Source organism: Prochlorococcus sp. MIT 0701, from assembly GCF_000760295.1.
Taxonomy (GTDB): domain Bacteria; phylum Cyanobacteriota; class Cyanobacteriia; order PCC-6307; family Cyanobiaceae; genus Prochlorococcus.
Window position 1 is genome coordinate 80,694 of record NZ_JNBA01000024.1, and the last position, 19,958, is coordinate 100,651.

15 protein-coding genes are annotated in these 19,958 nt (G+C 50.4%); 7 read left to right on the top strand and 8 right to left on the bottom strand.

The features are described from left to right. Positions 1–21: 21 nt before the first annotated feature. Together EV12_RS05920 and EV12_RS05925 are read right to left on the bottom strand one after the other, a co-directional pair. Positions 22–1,551, bottom strand: a complete 1,530-nt coding sequence (locus EV12_RS05920; RefSeq protein ID WP_052039564.1) for a glycosyltransferase — start codon at positions 1,549–1,551, stop codon at positions 22–24. After that, the gene (locus EV12_RS05925) at positions 1,548–2,483 is read right to left on the bottom strand and encodes a glycosyltransferase (protein WP_036913241.1); all 936 of its coding nucleotides are present in this window, start codon (positions 2,481–2,483) and stop codon (positions 1,548–1,550) included. Before EV12_RS05925 ends, EV12_RS05920 begins: the two co-directional genes overlap by 4 nt. A 730-nt stretch (positions 2,484–3,213) precedes the next feature. Here EV12_RS05925 and EV12_RS05935 point away from each other — a divergent pair. After that, entirely contained in the window at positions 3,214–3,927 is a 714-nt protein-coding gene (locus tag EV12_RS05935) for a sulfotransferase family protein (protein ID WP_193742166.1), read from the top strand. A gap of 4 nt (positions 3,928–3,931) precedes the next feature. Here EV12_RS05935 and EV12_RS05940 read toward each other — a convergent pair whose 3' ends face one another. Together EV12_RS05940 and EV12_RS05945 are read right to left on the bottom strand one after the other, a co-directional pair. After that, complete coding sequence (locus EV12_RS05940; RefSeq protein ID WP_036913246.1) at positions 3,932–4,846, bottom strand: hypothetical protein; 915 nt, start codon at positions 4,844–4,846, stop codon at positions 3,932–3,934. Next, the gene (locus tag EV12_RS05945) at positions 4,843–6,345 is read right to left on the bottom strand and encodes a sulfatase (RefSeq protein ID WP_052039566.1); all 1,503 of its coding nucleotides are present in this window, start codon (positions 6,343–6,345) and stop codon (positions 4,843–4,845) included. Before EV12_RS05945 ends, EV12_RS05940 begins: the two co-directional genes overlap by 4 nt. Positions 6,346–6,462: 117 nt before the next feature. Between EV12_RS05945 and EV12_RS05950 the strand changes: the two genes are divergently transcribed. Genes EV12_RS05950 through EV12_RS05960 form a run of 3 tightly spaced genes read left to right on the top strand, consistent with a single transcriptional unit; the run spans position 6,463 to position 9,130 of the window. Beyond that, positions 6,463–7,503 carry a hypothetical protein gene (locus EV12_RS05950; protein ID WP_036913248.1) on the top strand — a complete coding sequence of 347 codons (1,041 nt, stop codon included), beginning with the start codon at positions 6,463–6,465 and terminating at the stop codon, positions 7,501–7,503. Further along, on the top strand, positions 7,500–8,381 hold the full coding sequence (locus tag EV12_RS05955; RefSeq protein ID WP_036913251.1) for a sulfotransferase family 2 domain-containing protein: 882 nt from the start codon (positions 7,500–7,502) through the stop codon (positions 8,379–8,381). The genes EV12_RS05950 and EV12_RS05955 overlap by 4 nt, the downstream gene beginning before the upstream one ends. Continuing rightward, positions 8,381–9,130 (top strand): sulfotransferase family 2 domain-containing protein, encoded by a 750-nt coding sequence (locus EV12_RS05960; RefSeq protein WP_036913254.1) that lies wholly within the window; start codon positions 8,381–8,383, stop codon positions 9,128–9,130. The genes EV12_RS05955 and EV12_RS05960 overlap by 1 nt, the downstream gene beginning before the upstream one ends. Before the next feature lie 30 nt (positions 9,131–9,160). On the opposite strand, the gene EV12_RS05965 is transcribed toward EV12_RS05960, so the two are convergent. Continuing rightward, the gene (locus EV12_RS05965; protein ID WP_036913257.1) at positions 9,161–10,822 is read right to left on the bottom strand and encodes a glycosyltransferase family 4 protein; all 1,662 of its coding nucleotides are present in this window, start codon (positions 10,820–10,822) and stop codon (positions 9,161–9,163) included. A gap of 11 nt (positions 10,823–10,833) precedes the next feature. Here EV12_RS05965 and EV12_RS05970 point away from each other — a divergent pair, with 11 nt between their 5' ends. Continuing rightward, a complete protein-coding gene (locus EV12_RS05970; protein WP_036913259.1) occupies positions 10,834–11,766 on the top strand; it encodes a hypothetical protein in 933 nt (310 codons plus the stop codon). Positions 11,767–11,798: 32 nt separating this feature from the next. After that, complete coding sequence (locus EV12_RS05975; protein ID WP_052043465.1) at positions 11,799–13,025, top strand: glycosyltransferase; 1,227 nt, start codon at positions 11,799–11,801, stop codon at positions 13,023–13,025. On the opposite strand, the gene EV12_RS05980 is transcribed toward EV12_RS05975, so the two are convergent. Beyond that, complete coding sequence (locus tag EV12_RS05980) at positions 13,015–13,728, bottom strand: class I SAM-dependent methyltransferase (RefSeq protein ID WP_241466582.1); 714 nt, start codon at positions 13,726–13,728, stop codon at positions 13,015–13,017. The genes EV12_RS05975 and EV12_RS05980 overlap by 11 nt on opposite strands. Here EV12_RS05980 and EV12_RS05985 point away from each other — a divergent pair. Continuing rightward, a complete protein-coding gene (locus EV12_RS05985) occupies positions 13,719–14,909 on the top strand; it encodes a glycosyltransferase (protein WP_241466583.1) in 1,191 nt (396 codons plus the stop codon). The genes EV12_RS05980 and EV12_RS05985 overlap by 10 nt on opposite strands. A gap of 1,092 nt (positions 14,910–16,001) precedes the next feature. Here EV12_RS05985 and EV12_RS05990 read toward each other — a convergent pair. Together EV12_RS05990 and EV12_RS05995 are read right to left on the bottom strand one after the other, a co-directional pair. Further along, positions 16,002–18,629 (bottom strand): beta strand repeat-containing protein, encoded by a 2,628-nt coding sequence (locus EV12_RS05990; protein ID WP_036913268.1) that lies wholly within the window; start codon positions 18,627–18,629, stop codon positions 16,002–16,004. 169 nt (positions 18,630–18,798) lie between these two features. Continuing rightward, positions 18,799–19,917: an HlyD family secretion protein gene (locus tag EV12_RS05995; protein WP_241466584.1), complete on the bottom strand. Its 1,119-nt coding sequence runs from the start codon at positions 19,915–19,917 to the stop codon at positions 18,799–18,801. Positions 19,918–19,958: the final 41 nt, after the last annotated feature.

Sequence of the window (19,958 nt, forward strand, 5' to 3'; positions counted from 1 at the left end):
TCATTGAATGATTGTTGATGGTTAGTTGAGTACTGCTTCAAGCTTGTCTGTTAGATCTTTGTAGAAAATTGATTTGTAATGCTGATAGCGACTTATCCTCCGTCGCCGTTCTTTAGTGGCAAGCTTGGGGTCTTTAAAGGCTTCTCCTAAACCTGCAATCGCATTCATCGCTTCTGCCCAGTCGCTGCTCTGCAAGGTGGATATCGTCAGCACATGTTGATCAAAATCGTGCATAGAACGAATCTCGTTATGTGAGTCGCAGTCGCTGGCGATGCTTGGCATTCCTAGGCATGCAGCATCGAGTACGGGAATGCCGAAACCTTCCACAAGCGAAGGGCTGAGCAGGGCAAGAGAGTTGAGATAGAGATCGAGCTTGGTGCTTTCATCCACATAACCAGTCAGCATGATGCCGGGTTCGTGGCGCACAATCTCCTGAATGGACTTGCTGTATTCGTCAACTTTGAGTTTGCCAGTGACGCACAGGATTATCCCATGGCTGCTCAGATTAGATTGGGCATAGGCCTGAGCAAGCAGTAAAAGATTTTTGCGTGCTTCCACGGAGGAGTTGAAAAGCACGTATTGGAAAGCTCCTGTGGATCTTGGCCGTTTCTTTCCTTTCGGGGAAGCACGGAGCAGGTAGCTGGTTGGTTCGTAATCCCCGATCCGATGAGGATCGGCAAGGATCCAGTCAGGAAAGTTCAGTGAGGGAGGCTGCACGATGACTTGCTCTTGCTCTTCAATAGGCCTAGAGCCGGATTTACGTTGTTCCTCTTTTGTGAGTGCGCGGATGTGATGATGAAACTTGCTGGCAGTTGAGTTGGAGACAAATAGGCGCCTGGCCGGCAGGCAAGCTTGGAGCCTGCGGCTGAACATCAGGGAGTTTTCATTGTGCGAGACGTATTCCAACGGGATTAGATCGTGCACTGTTTGTACGAACACAGGTAGATGGTGGGGGAGGATATTGAGCGGACAGCTGGTGAGAAGCAGGTCAAAATCTTGTAGATCAATCTGAACAGGCTTATCTTGTTTAAGTAGAGCAGCAGTTTGGCTTGCTAAGAACACACCAGGAGCGGAAACAATGCCTTCTAGGTGTTGTAGGTAGCTGAGCCGTTCGATGCGCTTGTAGGGATTATCTATTAGGCCTAATAGTGGGAAATGGTGCAAGTCTTTTCTTTCATAACGCTTCGGTAATTGGATAAACTCAATCAGTAGATGCAGCCGATGACTCCACTTCAAGATGGTTCGGATGAAGCCGAAGCGCTCTGCAAGAAAATTTCTATCTTTAACTTGTTTCCCTGTGGCAAGAGCCTCCAATATGCGTGCGTTTTGAATCATGCGCCGGGTGGAGCGGGGGAGCCTGCGCATGCCACGGCTGGCCAGGGTGGCAGAGAATTCAGTTAGCAGCCAAACCTCCGCGCCTGCTTCATGTAGACAGCGAATAAGCGCCTTGGTATAAACAGCAATGCCGCGATGCTCGCCTTGCTCAAGGTCGTAGCCCGTGACAAGAACACGTAGGCCATTGAATCTATTTTCTGGCATCGCTTGGCTCATTGTTTCTCTAGCTTGGATAATTGCTGGTGCAATCTGAGTACTTCCTGCTCAAGACGCAGGCGATGCAGTTGAAGGGTGTGAACCTGATCGCGCCAGCTGATTAAGTCATCATTTGGACGTGGTAGAGATCCCCGTAGCACATGTGCCTCACGGGTTGTGCTGCAAAGTTCTTTGCGTAGTTCTGTTGTGGATGCTTGTTCGAGGAACTCACGCCGCCGTTGACGCAACTGATCGATATCTGCTTGGCAGCTGTCTTGTCTTTGAAGACTGTTACGTGTTGAGGAGGGGTTGTGAATCCCGCTGCATTGTGGGCACACCATTACATCCAAGCCACGTTGACGGCGTAGCTCGAAGCAGAACTGGGTATCTTCTCCGTGCACAAGGCATCCTTCATCAAAGCGAATAGCAAGGAAATCAGAATGTCGCACCAGCATGAAGGCACCGATCACGGCCGGGCTGAGTACGGGGTGGTCGCGAAGTTCGTGACTGTGGGCTGGAACCAGATTCTCAAACAGGTTGTAGGCCGAGTGGTCGTTGGTGAACCCCACGCCGTCATGGCTGATCATGCCGTCACTGCTCCGTAGACGTGCACCAATTAGGCCTGCATTGGGCGTGCTGATAAGACAGTTGATGGCGGCATCAATGGATCCTGGATCGAGAACTACATCGTCATTGATGATTAATAGCAAATCACCTTTCGCTTGCTCTGCCAGCTTGTTGTTGTTGGAGGAGAAATGATAAGCATCGCGGCTGGCGATGCGGAGGGGATAACAGGAAAGGTTCTCGATTGCGTTTTCTTCGTTCTTGCTGCCATTCCAGGAGCATAGAACTTCTACGTCAGCCTCAGCTAGACGGGTCGCCTCACTCAGGCTGCGCAGTAGGCGATTGAGAAGAGTCGCTGTGCGACTTACCACAAGAATTGAAAGTCGCATCAGCCTGGGTGCTAATCGCCGGAGCCTATCAGTTGTTGTGAGCGCTTACTTATTCAGGCCTCGTTTGTCAGCGAGGATTAACAGCCTTAATGCCTTGTAAGCGCATCTCTTGAGCAGCTCGGCATGTCGGTTTAGGAATGCGCTAGTGCTACTTCTTAAGACTTGATGTGATGGCTTTTTTGATTTTTTCTGGGTAGCTCTTGAGATTTTCCCATGCCTTGGGTGGGAGAAGCGTCAGTAATTCTTGATTTAGATCTCTAATGATCATGTTGTTCAGTCGAAGCTGCATCACTGTCTTGTTAATGCTTAAATATTGATTGCAGCCACCAATCAGCTGCTTCCCAAATGCTCGCAATGAGTAAGGAATAAAATTAAAAATCTGATCACTGAATTGAAATCTGACTCAAGCTTTTGTAGATGATGGTGTTTTGGCTTCCAGTCGCTAAATGTTCATGCTCAAAGTTGCAGTTAGGTAAGGAAATGTTGGCGGTATTCTCATTTTTATTGATCAATTTGATTCATGCAGAGCGATAGCATCGTGCTTGGTCGGAGTGTCGTCTTTGTCGATCGGAATCCAGGCTGAGGCTCAAGCCCTTGAATAGCTTTTTTATGCTCCTTTCGTCTGTTTTGTGCAGCTGCAGCCAAGCAAAGCGATCGGCGATGATCATGGTTGAACTGTGCGATCGGCAGGCATCAGAAGATGAGGTGCAGTAAACCCAATTTTCTGGGCTTGGGGGTTCAAAAAGGCGGAACCACTAGCCTGTATCGGCTGCTGAATCATCATCCTGATGTGTTTTTGCCGCAGTGGAAGGAGCTGCATTACTTCAGCTTGCATCATGGGTTAGGTGAGGCCTGGTATTCCGATTTTTTTGCTAAGGCAAAGGAAGAGCAGTGCGCTGGGGAAATTACGCCTTACTACATCTTTCATCCGTTAGCGCCTGGTCGGATCAAGGCACTAGTGCCGCATGTGAAATTGATTGTTTTGTTGCGCGATCCGGTAGAGCGAGCTTTGTCTCAGCTCTTTCACAGCATGAGGTTGGGGTTGGAGCCACTCGATCGCGATGAGGCGCTGGCGGCAGAAGCTGAACGGCTTGTTGATGCCGAGCCGGTGGTGATTGCAGGAGGACGCCATAGCAGTCATCAGGAGCACAGCTATCTGGCCCGTAGTCGCTATGAGCGCCAGCTCGCGCGCTACGAATCCCTTTTCCCTAGGGAGCAACTCTTGTTGCTGCGCAGCGAAGACTTGTTTCTGCAGCCGGAGAGGGTCTGGGTGCAGGTCCAGGACTTCTTGGAGATTCAATTGCTGCCGCTGCCGCCGCTGCCGCGGGCGAATGCGGGCGGTGGCGAATCGGATGCTGTGCCCGTTTCTTTACGCACATCGCTTCGGCAGCAGTTGAGCTGTACTTATGAAGTGATGGAGCGTCGTTATGGATTGTCTTGGTAGTGCTTCAGATGGCCAAGATTGAGCGAAGTGCGTGCCATGCCTTCGTCTGTTGCACGATCTCCCAATCTCCTGATGCGGTGTCCTGTTGCGGCACATTGATGAGCTCCTTGAGGCATTCGACTGAAAGTGGCGGTAGGCGCTTGCCAAGTTGGGCAGCGAGTGCTGCTAAACCGATCGGAGTGCTCCCCTGGCTGCGTCGCTGCACGATCTGGATCACTTGCGCGGCATATAGAGCGGCTGGTAGGGCATCCGCATTTGGACGCTGGTCAACTTTAGTTAGCAGTTTTCTGCTCATACGCGGCCATGTTCTGAGTTGGTCGGCTTCCCGAAGCACCCGTTGCAGGAGTTCCGGCACAATGGTTTTTGTGTTGTAGGGCACGCTGGAGTGCGGCCAGCCGCTGTGCAGCCAGAAGTGATCGAGTGCGTCTTGTTTGCGGCGGCAGTGGGTTGCCCAGCTCAAGGGGGATCGCTGCAGCAGATGGTCATTGCGCAATTGATGCTTGATCGCAGAGAGGACGTAATCGTCCAGAGGCCGCACCACCTGGAGGATCTGCAGGCGGTCTGCACTCAGTGCCAATCGCTGGAGCAGTTCTTGAGCTACGTCTGGACGGCGAAAGGCCAGCTCACTGAACACCTCGGAACTGAGGAGACAGCAATGAGCCCGGCTTCTTTGCCATTCCGCTTGAAGTTCTGGCAGCAATTGATCCAGATCTGGCGGTGACCCTGGCGGAAGCGCTGGGTGGTCCGGTAATAGTGCCGCGGGGAAGAGTAAATGCTGCTGTTGGTGTAGCCCTGTCTCGGGCACCAGGATTCCCCGTCTTAGCAAGGGTTTTTGCAGCATCTGTAGCTGCTGCTGCACGGCTGTGGTTCCCGTTTTGTGCCGCCCAATGTGTAGAAGTAGTAGCCGTTCATTGCTCATGTCGTGACGTCCTTAGAGCGGTTGCAGCGGCGTTGCAGTTCTCCTCTAAGGCGTTTCAGCGCTCGCTGTTGATCGCCATCCAGCTTGGGTTGCTCAATCAGGTTGTGCCATTCCTGCGGGTCCACCGTCAGGTTGTAGAACTCCTCGTCACCCGTGTGATATTTCGTGTATCGCCAGGGGCCCCAACGCAGGGAGTGGTTGCCCTCCTGCCAGCTTGTGAGAGAGGCTTCTTCAAGCCTTTGCTGTCTGCTTTGGTGGCACAAAAGAGGTCGTAATGAATGGCCATCATGGGCGCCGGTAGGCTGCTTCAGACCTTCGAGGTCAAACAGGGTGGGGAAGAGATCGAGCAAGCTCACGGGTTGATCCACCACCTTGGGCGTAGAGATCTTGTTCTGATTGGCTGGTGGTACCAGGATGAAAGGCACACGGGTGGCCTCTTCCCAGAGCGTGAACTTGCGCCAGTGCTGTTTTTCACCTAGGTGAAAGCCGTTGTCACTCCAGAGCACCACCGTGGTGTTGGCCGCCGATGGTGATTCAGCCAAGGCTTGGAGAACGCGCCCAACCTGGCGGTCTGTGAAGCTCACCGAGGCCAGATAAGCCTGAACGGCCTGTTTCCATTGGCCATGCCCGGTGATCGTGGCGTGGTCTGCTGGATTTAGTGCCCATTGCTGGGCGATGGCGGGAACGTCGTCGAGATCGTTTTCTAAGACTCTTGGTAGTTGGATCTGATCGAGGGGATAGGCATCGAGGTCCGCTTGCGGCACGTACCAAGGCAGGTGGGGCCGGTATAGCCCCAGTGCCATAAAGAAAGGCTTTTCGGGAGGCTGTTGCAGCCAGCGGATCACTGTCTCTGCATTGAGAACGTCGGGTTGTTCCCCCTTCCGTTCATCCGGAAGTGCACCCCAGTCGAGCTGTGGACTCAACCGCCGTCCGCTGCCCCATTCCTCTTGGATGCCATGCAAGGGGCGGGGCCCCGGCAGCGGTTCCGCTGGCATCGGCTCACGCACATCCCAAAGGAAGGCCCGATCTTCACGATTGAGCCAATCCGCTCGCGCGCTGTTCTCTTGTGCCGCGCGACGGTAGTTGTAAAGGCCGTGTAGCACCTTGCCTGCGCAGAGGGTGGTGTAGCCCTGCTGCTTGATGGCCTCGAGGTAGGTGATCGGTCGCTGCTCTTGTTCCCAGAGGGGTTCGTTTTGGTACACCCCGCTTTGCAGTGGGCTGCGGGCGCTGAACACCGCCTGCCGGCTGGCGTTGCAGTAGGGAGCAGGGCAATAGGCACGACGGAACAGAACCCCCCGTTGGGCGAGCGCATCGATGGCGGGTGTCTCTGCCCTTGGGCCCCCGTACCCCTCCTCCAGGCAACCGATCCAGCTATTGAGATCGTCAACCACCAGCATCAGGATGTTCCCGTTAGCTGCCTTGGGGCCACGCCCAGTCCAAGGCTTGAAGGCTGCTGCCACGGTGCCTAAGCCAAGCAGTGAGACCAGCGATCGCAGCATGGCCCGCCTTCGCACGGAACGTTCTCCCAGTGTCTCTCATAGTTTGTGGCATGGGCTGCGACATGGGTGAGGGCATGGGGCCCGTGGGAGGATGAACCCAATGATGGTTGATGCCGAATGGGGCGGGCGCGGCTGGTACCGGAGCTCTGCCGATGGCCCGGTGATTTAGCTGCCAATCGCCTGCATCCATCACGTGGTCCGTTTGTGCATCGGCAGCAGGCTCGTTTGCTCCGCCGTTATCGCGCTGTGCGGGCGCTGCAGGCGGCCGGTTGGTCCTGCCCACCGCTGCCACTCATGTCATCTTTAAGGGGCCTCACGGGTTTAGTTCCCCTCGATCAAACGACCCAAGCTGCGGCGCGGGGATTGCTGCAACAGCTCAATCGTGAGGCTCTTAGCAGGCTTGAGCAAAGCCTTAACGCGCAGTCGTCTCACCGCAGTGTTGTGTTGCCTGTGATCGTGAGTTGCCGCCACCGCCTCGATCGCGCTCGCCTGGCTCAAGAGGCTTTTGCCAAAGAGATGCAGCCGGGGCTGCTGCGGCCTTTAATTGTGGTGGGTCAGGAACGGCAAGCCGATTGGTCGATGCGATTCGATGCTGAGCGTCATCTGCTCACGATCAGTGTTGATGACGCTTATGAAGGTCTGCCAGCCAAGGTGATCACGTTGGTGGCGCTCCTGGCGCTGCTGCCAGAGCCCCCCCAATTGCTCAAGCTTGACGACGACGCCAGACCCGGTGATCTCCAGCAGCTGGTGCAGTTGGCCGCAACCCTTGACCAGCCGACTCCAATCGCTGCCGGCTACCCGATCGTGACACCGACGCCATTACATCTCGATCGTGCTTGGCATCTCGGCAAGAGCCGTCGGGCCAATCACCGCTTGTTTTGTTCGCTTGGTGCGCGCGAGTGGCTGTCAGGAGGTGCTGGTTATCTCCTCAATGCACCAGCCACTCGCCTTATTCAGGGCTTCTGGTTGCACACCTGGGACTTCGTCAGCTCCATGCTTTACGAAGACGTCTGCTTGTCGATGTTGCTTCAGGCGGGTGATGCCCATTTTCACTGGTTGCAGCATCCAGCTGATCTCGGCTTGTTTAGTGAGCGCCAACAGGAAGTGGATGAAGGTCAGTGGTCCATTCCAGATGGCTTTTTGGGGTCTTCACGATGATCATTCGCCACGATCTGAAGCTGGTTTTCCTGCATGTGCCCAAGTGCGCGGGCAAGGAAATTCGTGATGTGCTGCTGACTGGTGCCGCTGAGGGGGCGGGGGAGAGTTTGTTTAATTACAGCCATTCCACCCGGCTGCGCCGCTACGTGGATCTGGCCCATCTACCTCTCGATGATCTGACTCATTGGCCTGAGTTTCAGTGGCTTGAGCGCTACACGGTGATCGCCGCCATTCGTCACCCGTTGGCCCGCCTGCGCTCGGCTGCGAATGAATTCCACCGGCAGCGCAACAAAACAGAAGAGGCTGTGGTGAATGGCTCTGGTTTGCCTGAGCGCTGGTGCCGCGACTACATGGCAGGGTTGCCTTGGCGCCATGCCCGCCGGGATCCCCGCTACATCCATTCATTACCAATCACCACCTTCACGCATTTAGGTGATCAGCCCATGGTCGATTATCTGCTGCGCTGTCCGTCATTGCGGGATGACCTGCTTGCGCTGGCTGATCGGTTGGAGTGGCCTGACGTGTTGAAACAGGCAATTGGCGAGCAGTTGCGTAATGCCTCAGAAGCTGAGCCTCCTGCTTGTAGCGATCCGCAGGAATGGTTGTTGGCGCAACGCTTGTATCACCGCGATTTCCAGACGTTTGGGTTCGCTTCAGGAGACACTCCGCTGCTCGGACGTCGCGCCCGCCTGATGCGTCGTCTCAGCTTGGCAGATCGATTTTGGGCGGCGAAAGCGCTTGAACAACTCGACCCTGCGCCCTGCGAGAGTCATTCCCGCGAACTCACCGCCTGGACTCGTGAACTGCGTTGGCACTGGGGCCCCACGGCCACTCAAGTCGACCCTGACCAGCCTTGGCCTGCCACTCGATCCTGTTGATGACCGCTCCTAGCCCAAACCACACGATTTGGCTGCGACCCCATGCCGCAGCATTTGTGTATCTCCCGAAGGTGGCTTGCACCTCCTGGAAATTGCATCTGGCTGCAGCTCTTGGGATCCAATCGAGCGAGCCTCTGAGCTACAAAAATCTGCATAACCCAGAGGTGTTGCCGTTGCCTTACGTGGCTTGTTTGAGTGCAGAGGAGCAGGAATCCTTGGCTGCGCAGCAGCAGAGCTCAAGCTTTCTCTACTTCACAGTGATGCGCGATCCACGCGAGCGTGCAGTGAGTGCCTATCGAGACAAGATCCTGCTGCATGCGAACCCGCACTCGTTTTTCAGTCTCCAGGTGCTGCCTTCGATTCAGGCCCATTCCGGACTCCGCTCCGATGAGAAGCCATCCTTTGAGCAATTTCTGCGCTGGATCCAGGAATCGGAGGATCCTGCCACCCAAAATGATCATTGGTTGCCGACCACACGCTTGCTCGGTTTGGCGCCTGGTGAGGGGATCCCTGAGAACTGGCGGTTTTGGACGATGGATGCGATGAGCGATGCCGTTGCGAGCATGAATCAGCTGTTGGGTTTTGAGCGTGCCTTCCCAGAGCGAGAAGCGCTGGGACCCCGTCCGGATCGCCGCAGCAAGGCGGCTATGCCTGATCTGATCAGCGCTGCTGAGGCTGAGCTGTTGCTGCAAAGCCTGTATGGCGATGATTTGGCGGTTTACGCTGCGATTCGGCGTCAGCAAAAGTAATGATCGGATCAGCCTCTAAGACTCAGAGAGTTACCAGCTGATCAATCCTTGTTTCATCAGCCAAACAATGGTGGTGTTGATCGAATCGTGCCGGCTTTTGTCAAAGCTTTGCAGTAGTTCGCTCACCTTTAGTCCATGGGGTTGAACTTTCTCCAGAATGCTGATGATTTGCATGGCTTCGCTGTTAGTCCCGCGCATACCTGGATAGAGACGATTGAGTTTCACTTGCAGTGACTGCTGCAACTCTGCGGACCCTGATCGCTGGATGATCAGATCGTCATGAAGGCTGGAAGTAGCAAAGTGCTCAAAATCACTAAATGGATCGCCCCTGCCAGCATGCGCTTGCATAGTTATTGCTTGATCAAGCTTGATTGCTGTGGTTCGCTGTTGCTCAAGATCTTCGAAAAGTTGTTGGTATTGCTTGCAAATCACGGGCCAATCAAATAACGAAGTGGCATGTTTTTGGCTCGCAGCTCCCATCGTTTGGCGTAGCTCTTTTGAATTGGCTAACCGACCAATGGCTTGCGCTGCAAGGTCCACGTGAATGGCAGTGTGCTGGGCGACAGCGCCGGCATAGGTTTGATAGCTCTCCAGCTCCATGTTGTGTAAATGGCCGAGCAGATTGCCTGGTGCGCCTGCAGGGCTGATCAGTGTGGGGATTAAGAAGCCATCCACCTCGTGGCGAATGGTGGAGCGGTAGCCATCCCAGTCGCTCGCAACGATCGGCAGGCCTGCGGCCATCGCCTCTATTGGGGTGAGGCCAAAGGTTTCTTGAATGTTGTCGACAAGCGATAGGAATAAATCAGCGGCAGCCCAGGCGGCGGCTAAGACATGAGGTTTTGATCCGTCCAAGATGCTTACTTTGGTGTTGTCAGCTAAGTGAGCAATCGCATCTTGAAAGTAGTTTGAATCACTATTTTTGTCTGGAAACCAACCACAGAACACCAAGTGAATCGGATGCTTGCTGGTGGTATTGGCTCGCTCTACAGCCTCAATCATTGCTTGGGGAAAGGCCTTTTCGTAAAACGACAGACGGCCCACCCAGAGGGCGAGAACGTCATCGTTTTGAAGGCCCAATTCAGACCTGAGCTGTTGCCGCGAGGCTTGATTGGAGGCCATCGTTTGGATTGCCTGTGTATCCACACCAAGAGGAATGAGAGGTAATTGGGGGCGCGTAAATTGGCTTGCCGCAAAGCGTTCCTTGAGCCAAGATTCTTGGTCATTAAAAAAAGATTGAACCACTGATTTCACGGCCGGAGACGTGCAGATCAATGCATCCCAAGCTTGTATCGGCGCTGCTAAACATGAAACGATCTGCTCACGAATCATTGGCGGCCCCAGGGTGTGAATGAGGCCAACTAAGTTGTAAGCATGGTTGCCAACTTGGCTGCGTCTTAGCCAAGCCAATTCACTTAAGTTGGCGGCACCACGCAGAATGATTCCACTGGTTTTTGGCAGTGACGTGTCCCAAACAGGCGCAGAGGAAAAAATCGCCTCTTTGCTTTGATGGCGGCAGAATTGGGGCGCTAAGTCTTCGGCTGAGGCTGAAGTTTGATGTAGAACATTGATGCGTTCAAACGGGATATTTTCTGTGAGGGCAGAAAACAAGCCAGAATTGGCTACATCCTTGCCATAGGGGGAATGGAAGGGCTTGCCGAGATGGCCTGAAGGGTGAAAGATTGTGATGTCCATAATCGTTGTGAATGCAAGCTGATCTTGAAAGGCTCAAGGTGCGTGTGGTGATCCCTCACTATTGCTCCGATCAAGGTGGTACTCAGCATTACGGGTCGACACGCTCTGGCAATCGCGACAAACGCATCGTGGCTTTGGGGCGCACTCTTGGAGCGTTGCGTGCTTTGACGCTTCAGGCAGGTGCCAACGATTATATTTTCAATCACACCCCTATCCCTGGTCCGGCTCCACTTGCTCAGCTCATGCAGTCTGCTAGTCAGGCGCGCCCGATTGATCTTGAGGTTCTTGTATGCGTGACCGGAGATGCCTGGTTGGAGCGAGCCTTGCGTGCTTTTGCCCGCACGTTTCGGGGTGTACGTTTAGAGCTCACCAATCCGATCGAACTCGGGTTGGTCGCGCGTGATCTGTTGCTCAAGACCGATCCGGTTCCAGATCTCTCCTTATACATGGAAGATGACCTGGTGATTCATGATCCCTACTTCTTTGAGAAGCAGTTTTGGTTCATCAAGCGTGCCAATGATCAGGCTGTGCTGATGCCCCATCGTTATGAACTTGATTTTGATGATGAGGGGGTGTCAAGGCGCTTGTTTGTGGATGGCTTTATCGAAGAGCCAGCCTCTGCGTTGTTTCCCTGGCAGCCGCTAGAGAATGCAGCCCAGGGGATGTTTCGCAACGAACAAGTGAGTTTTGATTTGGCGAAGAATCCACACTCGGGTTGTTTTGTCTTGAGTGCTGCTCAGATATATCAGCTTAGGAATCAAGGGGTGCCAGCTCAGCAATGGGTGGGTCCCTTGGAAACGGCGGCAACGTTTACTCCTGCCCATTGTTTCCCTGTGTATAAGCCATCGTTATCGTGCCGAGATTTTCTTACGGTTGAACATGCCCATCATTCTTTCAGTGGCTATTTTGAATCGTCATTCGTTCCTCCTGCTCAAGTAGGATAAGACTCTAAGACTCGATTTTTCTAAGGAAAGATTTGAATATATTATTCGTTCATGGCAATTATCCCGCACAGTTTGTCCACCTTGCTAAGGCCCTTGCTGCAGATGGCCACCGGGTGGTGTTTTTAACGGGGAGGAAAGATCCAGAGGTGTGGCCGTTGACCGGGGTGGAGGTACGTCGCTTTGAATTGCACCGGGAGGTGTCTTCTGAGATTCATCCTTATTTAATTCCGATGGAGCAGGCTGTACTTCAAGGCCAAGCAGTGCTGCGAGTGCTTGATGTGCTGGCTCAAGAGGGCTTTCAACCTCGGCTTACCTTTGCTCATGGTGGGAATGGCTTGTCGTTATTTATACGCCACTTGTTTCCGGAAACACGCTTGATTGCATATATGGAGTGGTGGTTTCGTGATGAAACCTCGCACTGGTGCTTTCCAAGTTACGAATTTGATCAGCGCTTACGTACCACGATGCGCAACAGCATCATTCTTCAAGAGTTAGAACAATGTGATGTAGCTGTTACTCCAACATCCTGGCAACAGCAACAGTTTCCTAAGCACTACAAAGATAAAATAAAGGTCATTTTTGACGGTGTTGATACTTCTTTTTTCTGCCCCACCCCTGTTAAGGGAGAGTTGATTCTAAATGGCTTGAAGTGTGTACAGCCCTTGCATATCGGTGAGAACTCTTTATTGCTAACTTATGCCACCCGTGGTATGGAAACACTGCGTGGCTTTCCGGAATTCATGCGGATGTTGCCGCCCTTGCTTGAGGCACTTCCCAACTTGGAGGTGGTGATTGCTGGAGATGATCGTTGCGTCTATAGCCAAGCCCCGGATCGTGCAGATGGCTCCTGGAAGCAGGCGTTGTTGGAGGAGCTTGGTAATCGCCTTGATTTGGGCCGTGTTCATTTCACGGGGTCATTAATGTATGGCGAGTATCAGCAGATGCTGAACCGTTCTGATTTGCATGTGTATTTTACACGTTCCTATGTCACTAGCTGGGGGTTGTTTCAGGCAGCGGCTTGTGGGGCGTCGTTGATGGTAAATAGGGATCCAGCAACTAATTATGTGCTGAAGGGAGATCAAGCCTATTGGGTTGATTTGGACGACCCACAGCACTTAGTTGATTGCGCTACCAAGGTATTAAAATCTGCGCCGGAGAGGCGCAAAAATATAAAACAAAGTTATTTAAAGTCTGAGTGGGCTTTGGGAAATTGTATTGCGAGTTGGGTGGAATTAATCAATGCTCAGCTCAAGGTATAAATTCAGCAGCCAATTCTCTAATCCGACTTTCTTCATGCCTAAGTTCCCCAAGGGCCCAGAGGTCGAAGTGCTCGGAGCGCTTCTTCACAAATGAAGAAAATCCAGCTGCCGTTAATGTTGATTGCAGGACTTTTTTAGTGAATCCACATCGATGAGCCATATAAAGATTACCTTTCTGCATTGCAGCTCGATGGCCATACAAAATGTCAATAGGTGCGATAGGGCCAGAAGTGCTTACGTATGCAGGATCCGTAAGTTTATCTTCGGCGATCAGCTTACATACTTCCTGAAGGTCCGGACAGTTTATCAAAATAAATCCATCAATTTTAAGGACTCGTTTAAACTCGCCTAGTGCAATTGAGACGTCATGTGGGTAAAGATGTTCAATATTGTGAGAAGAAAATATTGCATCAACAGATTGATTTTCGACAGCAGAGAGGTCTGTCATTGTGCCTACGAGATTGGGCCTTACACTTTCATCAATGTCTAAGCGAATTTCTTGCCAATCTTTATCTGCAAATGGTGTACGGTCCTGATGCTTAGGACCACAACCCACATGCAGGAATACAGGTTTGTGATTCACAACCATCTTTATCTTTTCTTTCTGCAGTAGAATAGCATCTAACGTACCTGGATGAAGTATTGAATATCTTGTTTGTTCATCAGAGCTTCCCGGGTCAATATTTACATCTTGTGAATGCACTTGCTAAGCAAAGTGAGCATAAAATAGTTGCTTTAACTATTAACCCACCCTCTGATTGTCTACCTCCTGGGCTGCAGCTAGTACGTTATTCCCTCGGCCGTGGTAATTCGGCTGACGTCCATCCCTTAGCTATGGAGACTGAATCAAAAGTGATTCGTGGAGAAGCTTGTGCTCGTGCAGCTCATAGCCTTAAGGAACAAGGGTTCATGCCGGATCTTATATGTGCTCATCCAGGATGGGGTGAATCATTGTTTTTGAGTGATATTTGGCCCCAAGTTCCAATTTTGAGCTACCAGGAGTTTTACTATAAAGCGGAGGGAAGTGATTCTGACTTTGATCCGGAGTTTCAGAGTGATGCTCCATGGGAAATTCGAGCTAAAGTTCGAATGAAGAATGCATATTTGCAGCTAGCTCTAGAATCCAGCACTTGGAATGTGACTCCCACTGCGTTTCAGCGCAGCTCCTTTCCTGTTCAATGGCAGCAAAAAATTAGTACTATTCATGATGGCATTCGCACTGACCTAGCTTATCCAAATAAGAATGTTGCACCAATTCAGCTTTCGGAAGGCCGTCAAATCAACCCTACTGATCAGTTAATTACGTTTGTCAATAGGACTTTGGAGCCCTATCGAGGTTGTCATACCTTTATCCGTGCTATTCCGCGTATTCAGCAGCTTTGTCCACATGCCAAGATTTTGATCGTAGGTCAAACGTCAGGTGTAAGTTATGGAAAGGTTTGCCCAGGAGGAGAGTGGAAAGATCAGTTTTTAGCGGAGATTGATGGGCAGTACGATCCAGATCTGGTCTTATTTAGTGGAAGCATGGTTTACGAAAAGTTTTTGAGAGTCCTGCAATTGTCTAAAGTCCATGTTTATTTGACTTACCCATTTGTCCTTAGCTGGAGTCTGCTTGAGGCGATGAGTAGTGGTTGTGCTGTTGTGGCTTCTGATACTTTGCCTGTTAGAGAGGTGATTCAACATGGGGTAAATGGTCTTTTGGTCGATTTCTTCTCTCCAAATGATGTTGCTGACTATGTTTCTGATTTGATTCATGATCGTGCGCTGGCTGTTCAGCTTGGGCTAGCTGCACGTCATTTGGTTCTCGATCGATATAGCCTTGAGAAATGTCTGCCTCGGCATCTCTCTTTGTTGCAATTGGTTGGTACTGGCAGCTTATTTTGAATGGCGACTGAATTTGCTGGGTTTCACGGAGTCTAGACAAGCTAAATGAAGCCATGAAAAACTTTTGATTTTGGCTTTAAATAATTAGTCGATTAAGAGATTTATGAGGTATGGTCTGCTTAGGCGTTCATTATTTTATGTCTCTAATATTTCTTTTTGCAGTATCTTTACATTTTACAGGGGCTATTCCTTCTATCAGAGGAGCAGCTATACTCTCTACCTTGCGAATAAAGCTTGATATTTTCTTGCAAGCTTTTTGGCTTTAGTTTTGCTCTCCCTGGGCTTTTCTTCCTCTGCATTTGTATTTTTTGGGTTATGCTAAATGGTCACATCTAGGCTTTGGCCTTGACGAGTAAGTGTGTTGATAGCCGAGCTATCGTCATTGATTATTAATGGGTTTTAGTATTCTTCCCTTTAGGTGGTGGAAAGTGGCCTCCTGAGTGAATATACTTTTCTCTGATGAGATGAGTTTTAGCCCATTTAGTGTCTAGTTACTTTTGCAAATGTAGCCATCGCCTCTTTTTGATCTATCGTTTATTGATTAGTTCCTTGTTTGATTTCTTGGCTGAATGTTGTCGATGTAATTATACTTTCGCCCTTGCTATTAATGGCTACTGGCTTTTCGTTGGCAGCCTTAGACGTTTTGCATTGGCATTAGTGACTTGCTGCTTTCTAGTGTTTTAGCAATAAATAATTTCTAATATGTAATTATTTATTGGATGAGTCTTAATTTATTTATTTGGAGCTGTATTTTCTCAGGTCGCTTTGGTGTGAAATTGGTAATATTTACGGATGTCTTGCTTGGCTCTATAGATTTATACGTCTTATTCACTTGCTTGGCGTCTTCTTGTGATTGACAATGTGTTGTATTTATTTCTGTTGGTTCAAGTTTTCGCTATTGCTAATAAATTTGCTTGTCAATAGCCTCTCTTCTGTAGTGATTTTCTTATTGCTTGGTGATGAATCCTCAGAGTCTCAATGCTTTCCTTTCCGTCATTGATGGGGCTGTGTAAATGTGATTCCAAATAAAAAAGCCCCCGCTTAGCGGGGGCCAATCGAGACTTGAAGAACTCGATCTAGTGGGAGTAAAAATTAAGCAGCTGTGAATTGAGTGAACTGAGCGGCAGCAAAGTTATCGAGTTCATTGGAGGCCATTGTTACCATCAAACTCTCTGCCGTATTACCTGCGTTGATGTAAGTGACAGAGTAAAGACTGCATGCTGCGTTTGCATCAACATCAGTAGATGTAACGAAGTAAACAATATCGCCTGCAATTTCCCCAATAAGGCCCTCAGCATAGGTTTCAAGCGCAGCTTCATCCGCGATATTAATCCCGCAAATTACGAGACCTGTATTAGCGCCAAGATTGGCAGTGGCTGCAAGTCTCTCGAAGTTCACTCCAGTACCTCTCAGGGCGGCTTGATTAGCAAGTCCCCCTGCTTCACCGAAGTCAAAAGTGAAGTTGTCGCCTTGAGTGATGTTGAAGTCGGCAATGCCGTCTGCGCCGTTAAGTGCGAGAGTCGTTTGGTTTATGAAGCGGTCAGCACCGGTACCTCCATTAAGGACGTCATTACCGGCTGCACCCTGGATGGTGTCATTTACGTCACCACCTGTATAGGTGTTGACGAGACCGTTTCCAGTCATTGTGACGCCGACAGTTGAATTGTCAGCACTCACAATGCTGAGTAGACCGCCATTCGTAATGATTGTGTTGGTTCCAGCAGTTGCGAGAACAGTGGAAGCTTGTACACCAACAACATTGATGGTGTTGACACTTGTCTCATCGACTGTCACGGCATCGCTATCCACACCAATGTTGTTGATGGTGTTAGTTCCTGCGCCAGCATTAATTGCGGAATCACCTGTACCAGCTGTGATGGTGTCATTTCCTGCACCACCGGAAAGTGATTCAACTCCGGCTCCACCCACCAAGTTAAGACCGACGGCTGCTGATGAAATGCGCGAAGCATCTAAGAAATCAACCACCTGCGCCAGGCCCAACGTAAGGGTGCTAGTGCCATCAATCGTTTGAGCAGCTGTAGTGCCCAAGCTGATCGTGTCACCGTTTCTGACTGAGTCATCAACGATGCGAAGAGTTGCGTCGACGTTAGCTGTGCCAGTTGCAAGAATCGCGTTTCCAGATGTTGAAAGAACAAATGTTGCAGTGGAAGCAGCAGTGGCGAAGGTCACACTATCCGTGCCCGCACTTCCGTAAATCGTGTGTTCTTCAGCACCGGTGATGGCAATTGTGTCATCACCGTCATCACCATTGATAGCGAGTGCAGTTGCTGCGTCGCCAGCTGCGTTGACAACGTTAGTGATGGTGATGGTGTCGGCACCAGTTCCACCGTTAATTGAGACACCAGTAGTGGCAGACGCTGCTGAGCAATCACCAGTGATAGTGATTTGATCATTACCAGTGTTGCCATTAATGGCAGAACTAACAAGAACAGTTCCACCAGCGCCGTTAAGCGCAATGGTCATGGTGTCGTTGCCAGCATCACCTCGTATGGTTGAAGATGTTGGTGCAAGTGTAGCGTTGTTGGTGATTGAATCATTGCCATTTCCACCGTAAACGGTTGAACTTGCAATTGCCAAACCAGCAGCAGCACCTGTGATTGTGATCGTGTCTGCACCAACTCCACCAAGCATTGATGAGGCATTCATTGCGGCTGAATAGGCAATTGAATCATTACCTTGATCAGCGTTAACGATTGAGGCCTGTGTAAGACCAACAACAGTTAATGTGTCTGCACCATTACCGCCGTAGACAGAAGAGGCAGCTACGTTTGCTGTAGTAGTAACTACGTCATTTCCACTATTGGCATTAATAAAGGCAGTAGTACCTCCTGCAAATGTGATGCTGTCATTGCCCTCTCCGGAGAGAACAGAACTACGAGTAACTGCGGCGGTTGTAACAACATCATTACCCTGATTACCGTTCACGAAAGAATCGGTAACGGCTGCTGTGGTAATGGAGTCATTACCTTCGTCACCTCTTACTCTCGAATTATTTATTGCTGCAACAGTGATCGTGTCTGCACCGTTGCCTCCGTAGACCGTAGATTGAGTAGAAGCACCAGTAACGGTAATGGCATCGTTCTCTGCATTGCCATTTATAAAAGCACCTTGCGCTAAAACTGCTGCTGCGATGGTGTCATTACCATCATTGCCTTTTATTGTTGAGGTGCCAATGGTTCCAACAGTTAAGGAATCGAAACCTGCACCGCCATAAATTGTAGAACCAGCGATAGCACCGGTGATTGTTACGACATCATTGTTTTGATTGCCGTTGATGAAACCAGAATCAACTGTTTCAGCGATGGTTATTGTGTCGTTGCCTTGATTGCCTCTAATGGAAGAGGAATTTAGGTCAGCGCTAAGTGAAATGGAATCGTCTCCAGTACCGCCGTAGATAGTGGAGGTTTCTTCAGCGGTGGTGAAAGCAAGGACGTCGTCACCTGAGTTGCCGTTAACAAAACTTCCGCCAATGCTGCCTGAGAAGGAAATTGCATCAGCGCCATCACCGCCTTTTGTGGTGTAGGCGTCAACGTCACGAGAAACAGTGATGTTGTCAGCAGCGCCTAAGCCTGTGATTAAGACGTTGGACGAGTAATTGCCTTCAAAAGCAGCAGTAACATTGATGGTGTCAACTGCTGAGGTTCCCAGAAGCGTGATGGCGTCTGTGGATTCGGTACCGGTTTGTGTTGTGAATGCCAAGGAACTCAGGGTAATGCGAGAGCTTTCATATATAAGTCTACCTAGGACATACAATTTAGTCAAACTTCTGTGTCGCTTTCCTAGCCGTCTTCCTATTTTGGCCTCAATTGGCCTGATTTACATTCTAACGGCTGGTTGCGGATTTTTGTATAAACCATGGCTGAATTTTCTAGAGCTGCTTCAGTGAATCTGTCTTGTTCTTGAAGCTTCCTAGTAAAAGTTGAAGGTAAGTGACACTTCTTAGCTTGATGTTAGCAGTTAGACTCATTCCAGCCTGAAGTCTCAAGCTTTTGCCGTTTTTTAGATCAAGCTGCTGGCTATTCAGCTTTATGTCCGCAGGGAATCTGTAGTCAGCTTGGCCTTTGCTCTGATCGGGTGGGATGGCATCAGAGCCAATGTGCTTCACCCGGCCTTCCAGTACTCCAAAATCTGTGGCTGGAAAGGAATCGATACTCAAATCCACGTTTTGACCAATGCTCACAAAGCCAATGTCGCTACTGGGGATGTCAACCTTGGCGTGCAGTGCATCAAAAGGAACTAATTGCAATACTGGTTCGTTGTCATTGGCCACGAATCCAGGTGCACTTGGTTTGAGATCAAACACCATTCCATCCACGGGGGAGCGAATTTCCTGATAGCGCAATCTCACATTTTGTTCTGTCAGTGAACTGCCTAAATCTCCTAATTCCGTTTTCAATTGCACTATCTGTTGACTTAACTGTGCACGTTGGCGTTCGCGGTCATCAACCCTTTTAGCAAGTTCCCCTTGTTGTTGTTGGAACTTATCGCGTTGCTGAAGAACTTGCAATTCAGATCCTGCTCCTTCTTGCGCTAATGCTTGATAGCGATTGAGAATATCTTTTTGTAGTTTGAGATTCTCTCTTAAGACTTTTTGCTCCGTGCTGTTGAGGTCTAAATAACGACGCAGCTCCTCTTGCTTTAGCGAGAGTTGTTGACGTTTGAAGCCGATGTTGCCGGTGATGCTTTCTTGCCTATCCGAGCTGGCTTCGGTGTCGAGACGAAGCAAAATTTGGCCTTTCTTAACCCGCTCGCCTTCTTTCACCAAAATTTGATCCACCACGCCACCGATTGGGACCTTCACCTTTTTCACAGCCCCGATCGGCTCAAGTTTTCCAGGGGCTACCACAATTTCTTCTGTTTTGGCGAGCGCTAACCAGCAGATGCCAAAAGCTGCTGTTGCCAGCATCGTGTTGATCGATGCACGCAACCAAATTGGTGATTGTTCAATCACCTCAAGTTGATGAGTTTTGCTATCAATATTTGTCAATCGATCTTGCGCTTGCCGAATTAGATTGCTGGGACCAGTTT